The sequence below is a fragment of the Lebetimonas sp. JS138 genome (genome assembly GCF_000523335.1).
Taxonomy (GTDB): domain Bacteria; phylum Campylobacterota; class Campylobacteria; order Campylobacterales; family Nautiliaceae; genus Lebetimonas.
Genome location: NZ_ATHT01000001.1, coordinates 559,494 through 575,672, shown reverse-complemented (window position 1 = coordinate 575,672; position 16,179 = coordinate 559,494). Strand labels below are relative to the sequence as shown.

Here is a 16,179-nt window from a genome sequence, read left to right as displayed (position 1 = left end):
AGTTTTTTTTATCAAGCAAAAACCGTTCCTTTTTCAATTACTCACCCCGCCGCTTGAAAAGCGGCCGGGCAAGCTCACCACTCACCACTCACTATTCACTACTATATTATCCTTTTTTTAAATTAATTGCTTTTTGAATCATTTCATCGCTGGTTGTTACAGTTTTTGCCGCCGCTGAGAATGCTTTTTGGTTTATTATAAGCTCTGTCATCGCTTTGGCAAAATTTACATTTGAAGCTTCAAGTTTATGAGAAATTACTTTTGCATAAGGAATGTATTCTCCATTGCTTTCATATAAAAATGCTTTATTTGAATTATTTGTCTTTCTAAAAAGATTGCCCCCGATACTTTCAAGTCCCTGAGGGTTTTGAAAATGGAAAATCGGAATCTGTCCGAGCCCCACACTTTTGGAATTTGAAAAATTTGCAAAAATAACTCCGTCGTCATTAATATCATATCCTTGAAGGTAACCTTTTTCAAGTCCATTTTGGGAAAAAGAATAACTTGTATTGGAATCTGTTTTGGCGTATGACGTTAAATCAAAATTTATATTTATATTTTGAGGTGAATTAAGTGTCACTGTTTTAGGGGATAGTAATTTTCCGTTTTCGTCAAACGTGAAAATCTGATTTGAAGTGTTTATAATGTTTCCGTTTGCATCTTTTATTGTAATTACTCCGTTCCATTGAATCTGATTATTTAAAATTTTCTGTTTTGTAAAAGAAAAAGAAATTATATTTTTGTTACCGTTTGCGTCATAAATATTCCCTCCAAAATCATGTTTGTTTACTTTAAAAGCATTGCTTTTTGCACTTGTCTGGGGATAAATTTCATTTCCAATTCTTCCGAGATTGTTAATAAACAAGTCATTGGAATTTTCTGTTTTGAGAAGATATGAATTAATAGTTTTAGCGGTAGGATTTGTTGTAACAATTCTTCCTTTATCGTCAAGAGAAACCGAGATATCCGGATTGATATTATTTGCCAGGGACTGGAATTTATCGATTAAATTTTGCACAGTGTCAAATTCATTTTCTTTGGCGGGGGTTGATTTATAAATTAATTTTTCAGCTGCAATATTTGGTAAATTGTCATTATTTGAGTGTAAAATTATTTTTGTTGGGTCAGAAATCACTATTCCGTTGTCTGATATTGTCGCATCTATTCCATTTTGTGTTAATTTATTGACAAGGGCATTTTGAATTTCGCTTTTTGTACTTCCATCAGGCACACTCAGATTTATCTGTTTATCATTAATACTAAAATCATAAACCAAATCTTTTCCGTCTTTTATATCGTCTGTTATGCATATTTCACTTGAAATTAAATTATTGGAATATGTTGCCGGATTTCCGAAACCGAAAACGAATGAATCACCGTCTCTTATTTTTAAATCTTTTCCGTCATTTGAGTATAATGCACTGAAATCATTATTAAGTGTCGCCGGAGCGGTTGAGTTTATCTGGTCGGCATCATTCAAATTGGTAAAAAGATTCACTTTGCTTGTGGCAATTGCGGGTAAAATCATTGAATTTGGCAGTGAAATGGGGGAGAGAGGATTATTTATTAAATTATCTGTCGGAATGTTTTGGTTTATTTCATAGCTTCCGTTATTGTTTTTTATATTATTTGCGTTGGCAACTAATAGATAATTCCCGTTGTTATCAACCAAATAACCCTCTTTGTCTCTTTTAAAGCTTCCGTTTCGTGTATAGTAAATATTGTCCCCGTTTTTAACCCCAATCCAGCCTTTACCACCAAGAGCAATATCGAAAGGATTGTCTGAGTCGATAAAACTTCCTTGCGATAAATTAATGGCATTGGCATCGAGTCTGCTTCCAAGTCCAACATCCGAAAATATCGGTGAATTTTTCAGAGTCTGTGAAAAAATTGAAGAAAATTCAGGGTTTGTTTCTTTGTATCCCGCGGTATTGATATTTGATATGTTGTTCCCCCAAATATCAATCCCCGTTTGAAAACTTTTCATTCCGCTTACACCGTTAAAAAATGACCTTGTCATTTTAATCCTTTTATTAACCAAAATTATTCAACATCTAATATTCAATATTCATAATTTAACATTCAACATTTAAATATTATCCCTGCCACTGATAAATTTCTTTTATTTTGTCAAACGGTACATATTGGTTTCCGAGTTTGGCGAAGGCATTTCCGTTTTCAAATCTTATTGATTCAATAGGATACGCACCAATTGCTGTTGTATGTTTATTTCCATTAGGGTCTGTATATGTTGCGCTTACTTCATAACTATCACTTTTTACTCTGTTTCCGTTATTATCTTTTAAATCCCATTCAAAACTTAAAATTCCTTTTGTGTGGGGGTTTAAATCAAATTCTTTAACTATATTTCCAGCTTTATCTTTAATTTGAACTTTTCCACTTTGTATATTATCTCCAAAATATAATTCAAAATCTTTTTTCGTATCATTATCTGTAACATTAATATATCTGTTTCCAGTATCAGCCATTTTCCCTATTGCAGAAACGGTTGAAAGTTCATTGGTAGAAGTTAGCGTTTTTGCCAATGTATCAATTGTTTTTTGCATATTTGCATTCATCTCCATAGTTGAAAGATAAGCAGTTTGTTCAAGCATTTTATTTGTATCCATCGGATTTGTTGGGTCTTGCATTTCAAGCTGTTTTAAAAACAGCTTCATAAAAGCGTTTTTATCGAGCTGTGAATTTGGATTGTAAACTTTGTCATTGCCGGCCTGTGTTGCATTGTTGGTTATATTTGCTACTGATGACATTTTTTAACCTTTTTTAATATTAAAGCAAATATTGTTCCAATCAGGCAGTGAGTTGTGAGTAGGGGCTCCATATCTTTTAGAATCTGCAATAAAAAATTTTGTGCGGGCTTGATTTTCGGTTTTGTTTTATTATCTGTATGTGTTAATAATTCTATCAAATGAGGCATTAAAAACCTTTTTATTTTTAGCAAGCAAAAAATATTCCAAGCAGTTTTTAGCGAAAATGGTGAAATTGTGAAAACAGTGAAATTGATGTATAATTTCAAAAATTTTTAAAGGTAATTAATGAAGAATATTAGAAACATTGCAGTTATAGCCCATGTTGACCATGGAAAAACTACACTTGTGGATGAACTACTCAAACAGTCCCACACCCTTGACGCAAGGAAAGATTTGGGTGAGAGGGTAATGGACAGTAATGATTTGGAAAAAGAAAGAGGAATTACAATTTTAAGTAAAAATACGGCTATCAGATGGAATGAATTCAGAATTAATATTATTGACACTCCGGGGCACAGTGATTTTGGAGGGGAAGTTGAGAGGGTTTTGAAAATGGTGGACGGTGTATTGCTTCTTGTAGATGCCCAGGAAGGCGTAATGCCCCAGACTAAATTTGTTGTAAAAAAAGCGCTCTCACTGGGGCTTAAACCTATTTTGGTGGTAAATAAAATAGACAAACCCGCAGCTGAACCGGACAGGGTTGTTGATGAGGTGTTTGATCTGTTTGTAAGTATGGGTGCTACTGAGGACCAGCTTGATTTCCCTATAATTTATGCCGCTGCCAAAGAGGGATATGCAAAATGGGAACTTGAGGATAATAATAATGATATGACGCCCGTTTTTGAGGCAATTACAAAATATATTCCTGCCCCTGCGGGTGACGAAAGCGCCCCGTTGCAAATGCAGGTATTTACTCTTGATTATGATAATTATGTGGGAAGAATAGGAATTGCGAGAATTTTTAACGGTACAGTTAAAAAGGGTGAAGAAGTAACACTGGTTAAAGCCGACGGTGAAAAAATAAACGGAAGAGTTACCAAACTGATGGGATTTTTAGGACTTGACAGGATGGAAATTGACGAGGCGAAAGCGGGGGATATTGTGGCTGTTGCCGGATTTGAAGCCCTTAATGTGGGGGATACGATAGCCGATAGGAATAATCCTGTGGCTTTAGGCGCACTTCATATAGAAGAACCTACCATAAGTGTTATTTTAAGCGTAAACGATTCACCTCTTGCGGGGACTGAGGGTAAAAATGTAACAGCTCCAAAGCTTAGGGACAGACTGTTTAAAGAGATGCAGACAAATATTGCAATGAAAATAGAAGAACTGGGTGAGGGTAAATTTAAAGTAAGCGGAAGGGGAGAGCTTCAAATAGCAATTCTTGCTGAAAATCTTAGACGTGAAGATTTTGAATTTTCCCTGTCTCGTCCTGAGGTTATTATTAAAGTGGAAAACGGGGTTAAACTTGAACCTTATGAATATGTTGTTGTAGATGTACCGGATATTTACAGCGGAGTTGTAATAGAAAAACTTGGAACCAGAGGCGCCGTTATGAAAAATATGATGCCTTTAAGCGACGGAAGTACAAGAATTGAATTTGAAATGCCGGCACGCGGACTTATAGGATATAGAGGTGAATTTATGACCGATACAAAAGGTGAGGGAGTGCTTAACAGCTCGTTTCTTGAATTTAGACCCGCCACTACCAAACCTTATACAAGAAAAAACGGAGCTTTGATTTCTATGGAAAACGGTGTGGCTGTCGGATATGCAATATTCAATTTGCAAGAGAGAGGCAGAATGTTTATAAAACCCGGGGATAAAGTTTATAACGGGATGATAGTCGGTGAACACAGCAGAAGTAACGATTTGGAAGTAAATCCTATTAAAGGTAAAAATTTAACCAATGTCCGTGCCAGTGGTAGCGATGAAGCGATAAAACTGGTTCCCCCTGTTCAGCTTACCCTTGAAAAAGCCCTTGAATGGATAGAAGATGATGAACTTGTGGAAATTACCCCTAAATCTATAAGGGTAAGGAAAAAATATCTCGATCCTACCGAGAGAAAAAGAATGAGCAGGAAAAAATAAAAAAAGATAATTTTTCTCCCTTTTTCTTATAACTTTTTCTTATATCTTCTTAAAATCTTTATAATCTTTGTTACAATTCGAAAAATATTTAAAGGAGCGGTATGAAAAAATATTTGATTCTAACCGCTTTGTCAGGTCTGCTTTTAGCCAAAAATGTGACATTTAACGAAGTTTTAAAAGAAACTCTTTCTAATAATTTAGAGCTAAAGGCAAAAAAGCTTAATATTGACAAAGCCAAAAGCGATTTGGATAAAGTTAGAGGAATGGAATGGGGCAAATTTATTTTTAACGAGCAAATAAGCAGAACAAATAATGCTATGTATGTATTCGGTATGAAATTAGGCAGCAGGGAAGCCACTTTCAGCGATTTTGGCTTCAGCGATTTTCTGGCCCCTTTGGGCGGCGCTTTGATGAAGGCGAATTCAAATTCTTTAACACCTCAGGATTTGGCCGCAATGCAGGGAATTTTAGCTATTAAACCGCATGATTTAAATTATCCTGCCCCGAGAAGCAATTTTGCTACAAATTTTGTTTATGAGATTCCGATTTTTACAGGGTTTAAATTAACTTATGCAAAAGAAATGGCAAAACTTCAGATATTGGCAAACAAATATAAATTTCAAAGAGATAAAACTCTTTTGGCTTTGGAAGTATTAAAAGCATATAACGGGGCTGTCGCCGCTAAATATTTTATAAATGCTTTAAATAAGGCAAAGGAAACAACAAGCTCTTTTGTAAAAATGGTTAAAGAATTTAAAAAAGAGGGCATGGCAACCGATATTGATTTACTGCAGGCCCAAAAAAGGGATTCCCAGGTTGATGCATATTTACAAGAGGCCAAAAACAAATACGCCCTGGCTTTGTCTTATTTAAGATTTTTAAGTGATGATTACGATATTACGTCTGTTGGTGATTTTGAAGTAATTATTTCTCCTGATAGTAATTTAAAAACATTAATTAAAGAGGCTTTAAAAAACAGAAACGACTTAAAATGGATGAAAAAAAATTATGAGACTATGAAAAAAAAGGTTAAATTTGATTCTGCTGAAAATTATCCTATGATAGGGGCACATTTGGAATATGGATGGAATGATAACACTGTGGCCAATATAAGAAGTGATAAAGATTATTGGCTCGCGGCAATAGGTTTAAAATATAATATTTTTGATAAAAGCAAAGATGCCGACATTGAAAAAAGTAAAATTGAAGCACTTCAGACAGGCTATTATTATCAATATATGAAAAAAGCTATTGCACTTGATGTAAGACAGAAATATCTGAATTTAAAAACAAAAACTAAAATAATAAAAAATAAATTAACAAACAAAGAACTGGCGGAAGAAATTTTAAAAAAATATACCTATATGTATAAACAGGGAATGATAAATATGACTATTCTTTTAATGAAAGAGGCGGATGCAAGAAAAGCAAGGGCGGAACTTATTAAGGCAAAATATGATGAAGCTGTTGCGGCGGCTAAACTTAAAGCAAGCATTGGAGACTTTGTTAAATAGTGAGTCGTGATTGGTGAGTAGTGAGTAGTGAAAAATGGAAAATAAAGGAGTATAAATGATTAAAAAGATAGCGTTAATTTCAGCATTTGCATTGAGTTTGTTTGCCTATGAATTTGCAACTGCAAAAAAAGGTGTTATTCATATAAAAAAAGATTATGTTGCCGATATATATGCAAAAAGACAGGTTATGCTGGCCCCGAGAGTTATGGGATATATTAAAGAAATAAAAGCTGAAGAAGGTGAAAAGGTTAAAAAAGGCGAACTTTTGTTTGTTGTTGACCCTACCGATGTGTATTCAATGCTAAATCAGGCAAGGGGTGCTCTTTTACAGGCCCAAAGCGGTGTGCTGATGGCCGAAATGGCTTATGCAGATGCAAAAAGGGATTATGAAAGATTTAAAAATTTATATGCCGCAGGTGCCGTAAGCAAAAGAGATTTTGAAAAAATGACATTAAATATGAATATTAGGAAAAAACAGGTGGATATGGCAAAAGGTTTGTTAAAAAGAGCAAAAGCGGCTCTTGTTATGGCAAGAAATCAAATAAAATATGCTAAAGTAAAATCCCCTATTAATGCGGTGGTTACAAGAAAAATGAAAAATGTGGGTGAAATGGCGCTTCCTGGATATCCTGTTTTAATTTTAAGCAATTTAAGCTCTCTTAAAGCAAAAAGTTTTGTAAAAGAAGGCGATATTGATAAATTTAAGCTTGGAATGAAAGTTGAAATTTTTGTTCCGGCCATTAATAAAAAATATAAGGCAAAGGTGGAGAATATCATTCCGAGTGCCGATCCCGCAACACATTCTTATATAGTTAAATTCAAATTTAATAAATATGATGATAAACTGCTTCCAGGAATGTATGCAAAAGCGAAGATAATTTTAGGAAAAAAAGAAGCCGTTCTTGTTCCGTTTGCCGCTTTGACGAGCAGGGAAGGGATTATGGGGGTTTTTGTCAATAGAGACGGAATTGCCAAATTTATAGCCGTTAAGCAAATTGCCCAAGAAGGGGATTATATTGCGCTCAAAGGATTGAATGCAGGAGAAAAGGTAATTCTTTATCCGCCTGCGAATATGATTGACGGACAAAAATTATAGGAGCGGGAATGGAAAAATTAAAAGCAATAAAAGCTAAATTAAAAGAAAAACGAAAAGAATTAAATGAATTAAAGTCACAATCATGTGACATAAGTGAAATACAAAAGCTTGAGAATGAAATAAAAGCTCTTGAAAATAAAGTAATTCAAAGAGAAAAAGAAGTTTCTCAAAAAGAAGAGGAATTAACTCATCTCGAAGAAGAATTAAAACTAAATATAGCGGGAAAACTTGCCAGAACTTTTTTAAAAAACCCTTTAACCCCTGTAATTGCATTAGCTCTTATTTTAATGGGATTGATTGCCATTCTTCTAACTCCAAGAGAAGAAAATCCACAAATTGACGTGCCAGCTGCCAATGTTATAGTGGTTTATCCTGGAGCCAGCTCTAAAGAAGTTCAAAATGTAATAGTTGAGCCGCTTGAAAGAATTTTAAAAGCCATGACAGGCGTCAAGCATGTTTACGGTATGGCTATGAACAGTGCCGGAGTTGTGACTGTAAGGTTTAAAATAGGACAGGATAAGGTAAGAAGTCTAAGCAAGCTCTATGACAGGGTTATGCAAAATATGGATAAACTTCCAAAAGGCGTATGGACACCTTTGATTAAACCTGTTGATATTGACGAAGTGCCGATTGTAACTTTGGCCATTTCAAGTAAAAAATATAATGACGCCCAGCTTTACAGAATCGCCCAAAGATTGCTTAGTCCTCTTGCAGAAGTGAAAAATGTAAGTGTCATCGGAATAAAAGGGGGACATAAAAGGCAGTTTAATATTTTAATAGACCCAGAGAAACTTGCCGCTTATCATTTATCTCTCGCTCAGATTGTCATGGCTCTTAAAGCTGCAAATGTTGATTATCCTTTAGGCGGAATGGATAATAAAAAATATTCTATTCCTTTGGAATTTGACGGATTTATCAATTCAGTTAAAGATGTTAAAAATCTGGTTGTTGCGGATTATATGGGAAGGCCTATTTATATAAAAGATATTGCAAAAGTTAAAGACGGTGTTGATTTTCAACACAAACATAAAACTTTTTATGAAGCCGGAAAGTCTTTTTATGAAGATCCCCTTATAGGAAAAAGCGAAAATAAATTTCCAGTTGGTATAAAACAGAACCAGGTAACTGTTTTTGTTGGTAAAAAAAGAGGTACCAACGCCGTTTTTGTTGCAAGGGATGTAATAGCCAAGGCAAAGGAACTTCAAAAAACACTGCCAAAAGATGTCCATGTTTATATAACAAGAAATGACGGGCATAAGGCAAATCATGCGGTTAACGAACTGCTTAACCATTTGATAGTTTCCCTTGTTGTAATTTTCTTTTTATTAATTTTGGTATTGGGATTTAGGGAAGCGTTAATCGTTGTGTTTACCGTCCCTCTTATTCTATCAATTACACTGTTTATAGGAATGCTTGCAGGCCAGAGTATAAACAGAATCACCCTGTTTGCCCTTATTCTGGCTTTGGGACTTTTGGTTGACAGCGCCATAGTGGTTATAGAAAATATACACAGGCATTTTTCAATAGGTGATAAGCCGAGAGATTACGCCGCTGTTTATGCCACAAATGAAATCGGTAATCCTACAAATGTGGCTACACTTGCCATTATTTTGGCATTTTTGCCTATGTTTTTTGTTACAGGAATGATGGGCCCTTATATGGGACCGATTCCGTTTAATGTGCCAATTGCTATGATAGCGTCGCTTGTAATTGCGTATATGTTTACCCCCTGGGCTGCTGTTAAATTTTTACCTGAGCATAAGGAAAAACACGAGCCTTTTGATATTAGAAAAACAAAAACATTCAGGGTTTTTCATTCTATATTGAATCCTCTTTTAAATTCAACCCCTAAAAGGATAGTGTTTTTTAGTGTTGTTTTATTACTGTTTGCAGGTTCACTTATTTTGCCTGTGTATAAAATAGTTCTTTTTAAAATGCTTCCGGGAGCAAATAAAAATACGTTTAATATCACAATTGACCTTCCAAAAGGAAGCAGTATTGATACAACCACAAAAGTCAGCAACTGTGTGGCAAATATTTTAAGTAAACAAAAAGAAATAAAAGATTTTGAACAGTTTATAGGAATCAGCGGAGTGGTTGATTTTAACGGTCTTCTTAGGGGAAGTTCTATGAAACAGGGTGAAAATTACGGAGAAATAAGGGTTAATCTGTTTCCTAAAGAAGATGGAAGAAAAGAGAGTTCTATCGATATGGTGAGCAGATTAAGACCTGTTATTCAGAACCAGTGCGGTTTTGACAATGCAAATATAAAACTTGTTCAGGAACCTCCTGGACCTCCTGTAATGGCCACGCTTCTTATGCAGGTATTCGGGGGAGATGAAGAGGGCAGACTGAAATTGGCAAATTATATAGAAAGTTTATATAAACATACCGACAGGGTTGTGGATATTGATATTATGAGAGACAGACAGATTGTAAAATATAAAATTGTTCCTGATAAGCAAAAAGCGGCGCTTTTTGGAATCAGTGTAGAGCAGATTGCAAAAATACTCGGTATGGGATTAAAGGGAGCTGTAATCAGTGTTGCCCATATTCCAAGTGAAAAAGAACAGGTTGGTATTTTTGTGAGGTTTGAGAAAAAATACAGAAAAAATCTGGAAAGCCTTGATAAAATTAAATTAATGTCTATGACTACACACAGATTGGTACCTTTAAAAGAAGTCGTAAAAATTGAACCTGTTAAATATGACGGAATGATTACGAGTAAAGATTTGCGCCCTATGGTAATGGTTACCGGCGAAATGGATAAAAGAGGAAGTATTTATGCACTACTCGATATTTTCTTTAATCTTAAAGACAAAGGTGTTCCCGGATATAAAATTACTTATGACGGTAATCCGAGACTTAATTTAAAAGCCACTGATTTAAAAACAGGTAAAAGTTATGATTTAATCTGGGGCGGGGAATGGGAGCTTACATTTGATGTGTTCAGAGACCTCGGAAGCGCGTTTGGAGTTGCGGTAATTCTTATTTATCTTTTGATGGTTGCTTATTATAAAAACTTTAGAGTCCCAAGAATCGTACTTGCGGCAGTGCCTCTTACATTTATAGGAGTACTTCCGGGACATGCAATAATGAACTGGATAACTCTGGCGTTTTTCCATTCAAAAACATATTTTACGGCAACAAGTATGATCGGCTTTATCGCACTGGCCGGTATTGTTGTCAGAAATTCGCTATTACTTATAGATTTTACAAACGATTTAATTAAACAGGGCAGAAGTATAAACGAGGCCGTTATTGAAGCGGCGGCCACAAGATTCAGACCTATTGTTTTAACTGCCCTTGCTATTATTTTGGCTTCATTTGTCATTGTGCTCGATCCGGTATGGCAGGGTCTTGCCGTAGCCCTTATTTTCGGTGTTTTCGCCTCAACTGCGCTTTCGGTTATTGTTGTGCCTATTCTTTACTGGAGATATTTAATTTCAAAACATAAAAAAGAAAAACATATAGTATACGGATTAAAAGAGATTTAACTCTTTTTTTCTTTACATAACGAAAAATTATGATATAATTTTTCAAAAAAGAGTGAATATGGGCTCAATTTTATCTAAGAAGCTTAAAATTATCGCACTTTCTTTGTTTACTGCAACAATGATACTTGTAATACTCTATTTTATATTATTAAATTTTTTTATATATGAAGAAGTAAACAAAGTAAGGTTGTGCACCAAAGCCATATTCAGTGTTAAATATTCGGAAATGAAAGATACTTACACTCCTTTTTCATCCATTATAAAAATATATAAAAAAAATACAAATATAGATTTTAAACTGTTTTCTTTATTTAAGAATCCTGAGCTAAAAAATAACGGTTTTTTTAAAAAAATTAAAAATAAAAAAGAGATATATAAGATTAATTCAAATTATATTACTTATTATAAACCTATTGTTATGAAAAATGAATGCCTGAAATGCCACGGTTATGAAAAACATAAAATTTTCAGCTGTGGAGGGATTAAAAGCTCAAATAAAATAAGAGGATTCAAAAAAGGCGACGTTGTTGGATATATAGAGGCAAAAGCGCCTTTTAAAAGATCTTTTATGAAATTTAATTTAACATTTTTAATTTCTTTCTTTTTGCTGTTTCTGGCTTTAATTGCCACGCTGTGCGGATTTTATAAATTTACAAATAATTTAAAAAGGGATATAACCCTGTTTTTGAAATTCTTTGATGAAAAAGTTTCAAAAGGTATTTATGAAAAATTAAATATCACAATGTCTTTTATTGAATTTCAAAAATTAAAAGTATCTATAAATAAAGCCGTAAATTCTATTAAATATTATAAAAACGAAATGATTAAGAGATATTATTTCAGCCCTGTTACCAATTTGCCAAACAGAATAAAATTAATGGAAGATATGAAAAAAACAGATAAAAATGCATTGGCTATACTTAATATTAATAAATTCAGGGAAGTAAACGATTATTTTTCCCAGGAAATGGGCAATTTAATTATTCAGGAAGTCGCAAAAAGATTAAAAAAACTTATTAATAATAAAATTTATCATATAAATATAGACGAGTTTGCCGTATTACTGGATGAATACGAATGTTTTGAAAACTGTTTATATATTAAAAAAATTATTAAAGAGTTGGAAAAACCGTATATTGTAAATAAAAACGAAATTAATCTTTTTTTCAGGGCGGGAATCGGTTCAAAAAAAGAAAAAGATGTTTTTACTGTAGCTGATATTGCAGTGGAATATGCAAAAAGAAAAAAAGTAAAATGTCTCTGTTACTGCGAAATAAAAGATTTGGCCCAGAGTTTTGAAAAAAATCAGAAAACTTTAAATATTTTGGAAAAAGCTATGAGAGAAGACAGAATAATTCCTTATTTTCAGCCCATAGTAGATAATAAGACACAAAAAATTGTAAAATATGAATCACTGATAAGAATGATTGATGAAAACGGAAAAGTATATTCACCGGGGGAATTTTTGGATGTGGCGAAAAGTGTTAATATTTATAAAAATTTAACACTGATTGTTTTTGAAAAAACTCTTAATTTATTTAAAGAAAGAAAAGAAGAAGTTTCACTGAATCTCTCTTTGGAGGATTTTGAAGATGATAATATAAAAGAAAAAATATATAAATTGATAAAAAATTTTCCCGAACCCGAAAGGATAACGATTGAGCTTCTGGAAAATGAAGACATTGCATCGGATTCTTATATATTAAGTTATTTGCAAAAACTGAAAAATTACGGGGTTAAAATTTTTATAGACGATTTTGGAAGCGGATATTCCAATTTCAGTTATCTGTTTAAATTTCAGATTGACGGATTGAAAATAGACGGCAGTCTGATAAAAAATATTCTTAAAGATAAGAAATCACAAATGATAGTCCAGACAATGGTGGAATTTGCCAAAAAAGGGAATATGGTGACTGTGGCGGAATATGTTGAAAACAGAGAAATTTTTGAATTTATTAAAAAACTGGGTGTCGATTATTCCCAGGGGTATTATTTTTCCGCTCCTAAACCTTTGATATAATTTTATTCAGGCGCTGTTTTTGTAGAAAAACTTGAAAATAAAAAAAAGAAAATGATTTGATAGAAAAAAAGTTAAAAATAAGGAAATTTTATGAAAATAGTTTTGGCTTCTTCAAATAAAGGTAAAGTCAGGGAAATAAAAGAAATTTTAAAAGATTTTGAAATAATCCCCTATACGGATTTAATTCAGGCATTTGAAATAGAGGAAAACGGAAAAAGTTTTAAAGAAAATGCGATTATAAAAGTAAAAGCCGTTGCTGAAAAACTTCCGGAATTTTTAGTAATGGCAGATGACAGCGGAATAAGCGTTCCCGCCCTCGGTGGAATTCCCGGAATTTATTCCGCAAGGTTTGCCGGAAGTGAAGCAAGTGACAAAGACAATTTAAAAAAGCTGATAAGCGAACTTAAAAAAAGAAATATAAAAAAAACCCCGGCTTTTTATACAGCAGCAATTGCAATAGCTTCACCTTATGGAATTTTTACTACGCATGGTTTTATGCATGGTGATGTTATAGATGAAGCAAAGGGTGATAAAGGTTTTGGATACGACCCTATGTTTATTCCAAAAGGGTTTGATAATACATTGGGTGAACTGGATGAAAAAATAAAACAAAAAATATCCCACAGAACAAAAGCCCTGAAATTAGCTGAGAATATATTAAAAGTTATTAAATAATTTTTTCATTTAAAGTAATATTTTAGCACATATGCCGCACGCTGCGCTTTCGCTTCTTAATATAAAACTTTGAAGTTTGTAAATTTCTCTGAATTTTTCTTTTTCTTTTTCGCTGAATCCGCCTTCGGGCCCTATTAAAATCGGCATGGTTATGTTTTTGTTAAATTCTATTTCTTTTCCGTTAAAATCAAGTGCGCTGAAATTAGGGTATTTTTCAAAAAAATCTTTACTTGAATTTAAAATTTCTATTTGCATTTTGTCACTTCTTCCGCACTGCTGGCAGGAATTTATAAGAATTTTTTCAATTCGCTCAAGTTTTAATTTAAAATTTCTCTGGGAAAAATCGCAGTATATAAAGCTTATTTTGCTCACTCCTATTTCATTTAACGAAGGAATTATTTTTTCCATGTTTTTAGGCTCAATTACACACCATGCGATATGAAAAAATGTTTTTGGTCTGTTTGGAAAATATTTTTTTTCAATAAGAGACAAAAAAGCCTCTTTTTTGTTTATTTCGTCTATTTTATAAATATATAAACAATCGTCTTTTAAATTCCTGATTTTTACAGGTTCGTTTCTGTTTTTTCTTCTTACCTTAAAAAGGTATTTATGGCTTTCACCTGTTAAAATAATCCTGTTTTGAGGGTCGGGATAATATAAAAACTGCATTTAGCGCCTTTTTGATATAATTATAATAAAATTAAGGAGAGGGTTTGGTAAATAATATAATATCTTTTTTAAAAAATCCCCAAAACAGCACTGTTTACAAAGTTTTAAATTTAAAAAAAGAAGAAACCGAAATATTAAAAATAATGCTTGAATTTTATCTGGATTCAAAAGAGGATGTCAGCGTAAAGGAAATTTTATTTTCGATATTCGGAAAAGACAAATTCAAAGCCCTTGAAAATATATACGTAATAAAAAATCTGATAGAGGAGGGATGGATTGTAATAAGCTCAGTGGGACAGTTTAAAATAAACGATATGACCAATCTGGAGCTTTTTAATTCTAGTATTTCTCTTTCCATCGCTTTTTTAAGGTTAATAGAGCAGGGCTCACTCGAACTTGTGGTGCCTGAAAATAAACCTTACAGTGACCATCTGGAATTTTTGCACGACGAATTTTTAAGAATAGAAATATACGAACAGCTTGCAAATATAAAAAATTCTTTTTCCAAAACAAGCTCAAGTATAAAAAGGCTTCAAAGCAAATTAAAACTTATTGAAAATACAATTAAAGAAAAAGTTAAAAAAACAAAAATTGACCTGCCGGTAATTAATTTTATAAAAGAGTATGAATTAAATGAAAAAGAGGAAATAATATTTTTGGCTCTTTTAAAAGAAGAGTACACCAATTCGAATGAAAATGCAAGGGAAATGAATTATTTATTAAATCTTGTCAGCAGTGATGAGATAGAAAGAATAAAAAACAGAAGTTTGCTGGATGAGAATTCAAAGCTTGTAAGCGAGGAAATTGTGGATTATGACGAACTGATAGGTGCTTTCGGCGGTTTTACAAAAATATTTTTTATAAATGATGAAATACTCAAAGATTTGATACATCCAAGAACAAAACATAAAATTGAACATATTGTAAAAGAAACGCTTTTTGATTTTATTGAGCCCGAATATTCATTAAAAGATATTGTTTTGGATGAGAATACAAAAGAGAGTCTGAATACTTTGTTAAAACAGATAGATAAAAAAGTAATAAATAAATTAAAAAAATGGGGAATAAAAAGCTCAAACGGCATAGAGGCTAAAATAATTTTTTACGGACATCCGGGAACCGGCAAAACAGTTACGGCTTTGGCTTTGGCAAAAGAGCTTAATAAGCCTCTTCTAAGCCTTGACTGCTCTAAAATACTTTCCATGTATGTGGGTGAGAGTGAAAAAAATGTAAGGAAACTTTTTGACGAATATAATATGGTTGCGGAAAAGCTCAAAACAAAACCTGTGCTTTTATTAAACGAGGCTGATCAGTTTTTGAGTACAAGAACAACCGCAACCTTCAGCAGTGCCGATAAAATGCACAATCAGATGCAAAATATATTTTTAGAAAGAATCGAAAAATTTGACGGGATTCTAATTGCCACAACCAATCTGCTTGAATCATTCGATAAAGCATTTTCAAGAAGATTTGATATAAAAATAGAATTTAAAAAACCGTCTTTCAAAGAAAGATTGAAATTATGGGAGCTTAAGCTTCCTAAAAATGCTAAATACGAAGAAAATTTTGATATTAAAAAACTCTCATCATTTGAACTAACCGGCGCTCAAATTGAGGTTATAATAAAAAATACCGCCCTAAAAGTTGCTATGAGAAAAAATTCTGTGTTTAAAACTCAAGATTTTATAGAAGAGATTGGAAAAGAAAAAATAAATGCGTTTGACAGTGAAAAAGAGATAGGTTTTTTAAATTAGTGAATATATATTTATTACTTAATGTAACAGAAAACCTGTAAAATTTTTGTAAAGATTTGTTTTTTCATAAATTTTTCTTATAATTATTAAAC

General features: G+C 32.9%; 11 protein-coding genes. 7 read left to right on the top strand and 4 right to left on the bottom strand.

Annotated elements, in window-relative coordinates; translation table 11 throughout:
- Positions 1–106: 106 nt before the first annotated feature.
- The 3 genes from DZ67_RS0103215 to DZ67_RS0103205 form a co-directional block, all read right to left on the bottom strand.
- Complete coding sequence (locus DZ67_RS0103215) at positions 107–2,020, bottom strand: flagellar hook-basal body complex protein (RefSeq protein ID WP_024787233.1); 1,914 nt, start codon at positions 2,018–2,020, stop codon at positions 107–109.
- A 76-nt stretch (positions 2,021–2,096) separates the two neighbouring features.
- Entirely contained in the window at positions 2,097–2,771 is a 675-nt protein-coding gene (locus DZ67_RS0103210) for a flagellar hook capping FlgD N-terminal domain-containing protein (RefSeq protein ID WP_024787232.1), read from the bottom strand.
- Complete coding sequence (locus tag DZ67_RS0103205; protein WP_024787231.1) at positions 2,759–2,938, bottom strand: hypothetical protein; 180 nt, start codon at positions 2,936–2,938, stop codon at positions 2,759–2,761. Before DZ67_RS0103205 ends, DZ67_RS0103210 begins: the two co-directional genes overlap by 13 nt.
- A gap of 118 nt (positions 2,939–3,056) precedes the next feature.
- Here DZ67_RS0103205 and typA point away from each other — a divergent pair, with 118 nt between their 5' ends.
- The 6 genes from typA (at position 3,057) to rdgB (ending at position 13,664) form a co-directional block, all read left to right on the top strand.
- Positions 3,057–4,862 carry a translational GTPase TypA gene (gene typA, locus DZ67_RS0103200; protein WP_024787230.1) on the top strand — a complete coding sequence of 602 codons (1,806 nt, stop codon included), beginning with the start codon at positions 3,057–3,059 and terminating at the stop codon, positions 4,860–4,862.
- 101 nt (positions 4,863–4,963) lie between these two features.
- Positions 4,964–6,376 carry a TolC family protein gene (locus DZ67_RS0103195; protein ID WP_024790719.1) on the top strand — a complete coding sequence of 471 codons (1,413 nt, stop codon included), beginning with the start codon at positions 4,964–4,966 and terminating at the stop codon, positions 6,374–6,376.
- 55 nt (positions 6,377–6,431) lie between these two features.
- Complete coding sequence (locus DZ67_RS0103190) at positions 6,432–7,472, top strand: efflux RND transporter periplasmic adaptor subunit (RefSeq protein ID WP_024787229.1); 1,041 nt, start codon at positions 6,432–6,434, stop codon at positions 7,470–7,472.
- Positions 7,473–7,480: 8 nt separating this feature from the next.
- Positions 7,481–10,969: an efflux RND transporter permease subunit gene (locus DZ67_RS0103185; protein ID WP_024790718.1), complete on the top strand. Its 3,489-nt coding sequence runs from the start codon at positions 7,481–7,483 to the stop codon at positions 10,967–10,969.
- 58 nt (positions 10,970–11,027) lie between these two features.
- Entirely contained in the window at positions 11,028–12,989 is a 1,962-nt protein-coding gene (locus DZ67_RS10210; protein ID WP_024791766.1) for an EAL domain-containing protein, read from the top strand.
- A gap of 90 nt (positions 12,990–13,079) precedes the next feature.
- Positions 13,080–13,664 carry an RdgB/HAM1 family non-canonical purine NTP pyrophosphatase gene (rdgB, locus tag DZ67_RS0103175; protein WP_024787226.1) on the top strand — a complete coding sequence of 195 codons (585 nt, stop codon included), beginning with the start codon at positions 13,080–13,082 and terminating at the stop codon, positions 13,662–13,664.
- Between the two features lie 9 nt (positions 13,665–13,673).
- Here rdgB and DZ67_RS0103170 read toward each other — a convergent pair whose 3' ends face one another.
- On the bottom strand, positions 13,674–14,333 hold the full coding sequence (locus DZ67_RS0103170) for a 16S rRNA (uracil(1498)-N(3))-methyltransferase (protein ID WP_024787225.1): 660 nt from the start codon (positions 14,331–14,333) through the stop codon (positions 13,674–13,676).
- Between the two features lie 44 nt (positions 14,334–14,377).
- On the opposite strand from DZ67_RS0103170, the gene DZ67_RS0103165 reads away from it, so the two are divergent.
- On the top strand, positions 14,378–16,087 hold the full coding sequence (locus tag DZ67_RS0103165) for an ATP-binding protein (protein WP_024787224.1): 1,710 nt from the start codon (positions 14,378–14,380) through the stop codon (positions 16,085–16,087).
- Positions 16,088–16,179 lie beyond the last annotated feature (92 nt).

Excerpts from the sequence above, each read along its gene's own strand:
- DZ67_RS0103195 (WP_024790719.1), top strand. The coding sequence starts at position 4,964 with ATGAAAAAATATTTGATTCTAACCGCTTTGTCAGGTCTGCTTTTAGCC.
- DZ67_RS10210 (WP_024791766.1), top strand. The coding sequence starts at position 11,028 with ATGGGCTCAATTTTATCTAAGAAGCTTAAAATTATCGCACTTTCTTTG.
- DZ67_RS0103170 (WP_024787225.1), bottom strand. The coding sequence starts at position 14,333 with ATGCAGTTTTTATATTATCCCGACCCTCAAAACAGGATTATTTTAACA.
- DZ67_RS0103215 (WP_024787233.1), bottom strand. The coding sequence starts at position 2,020 with ATGACAAGGTCATTTTTTAACGGTGTAAGCGGAATGAAAAGTTTTCAA.
- rdgB (WP_024787226.1), top strand. The coding sequence starts at position 13,080 with ATGAAAATAGTTTTGGCTTCTTCAAATAAAGGTAAAGTCAGGGAAATA.
- DZ67_RS0103210 (WP_024787232.1), bottom strand. The coding sequence starts at position 2,771 with ATGTCATCAGTAGCAAATATAACCAACAATGCAACACAGGCCGGCAAT.
- typA (WP_024787230.1), top strand. The coding sequence starts at position 3,057 with ATGAAGAATATTAGAAACATTGCAGTTATAGCCCATGTTGACCATGGA.
- DZ67_RS0103185 (WP_024790718.1), top strand. The coding sequence starts at position 7,481 with ATGGAAAAATTAAAAGCAATAAAAGCTAAATTAAAAGAAAAACGAAAA.
- DZ67_RS0103205 (WP_024787231.1), bottom strand. The coding sequence starts at position 2,938 with ATGCCTCATTTGATAGAATTATTAACACATACAGATAATAAAACAAAA.
- DZ67_RS0103190 (WP_024787229.1), top strand. The coding sequence starts at position 6,432 with ATGATTAAAAAGATAGCGTTAATTTCAGCATTTGCATTGAGTTTGTTT.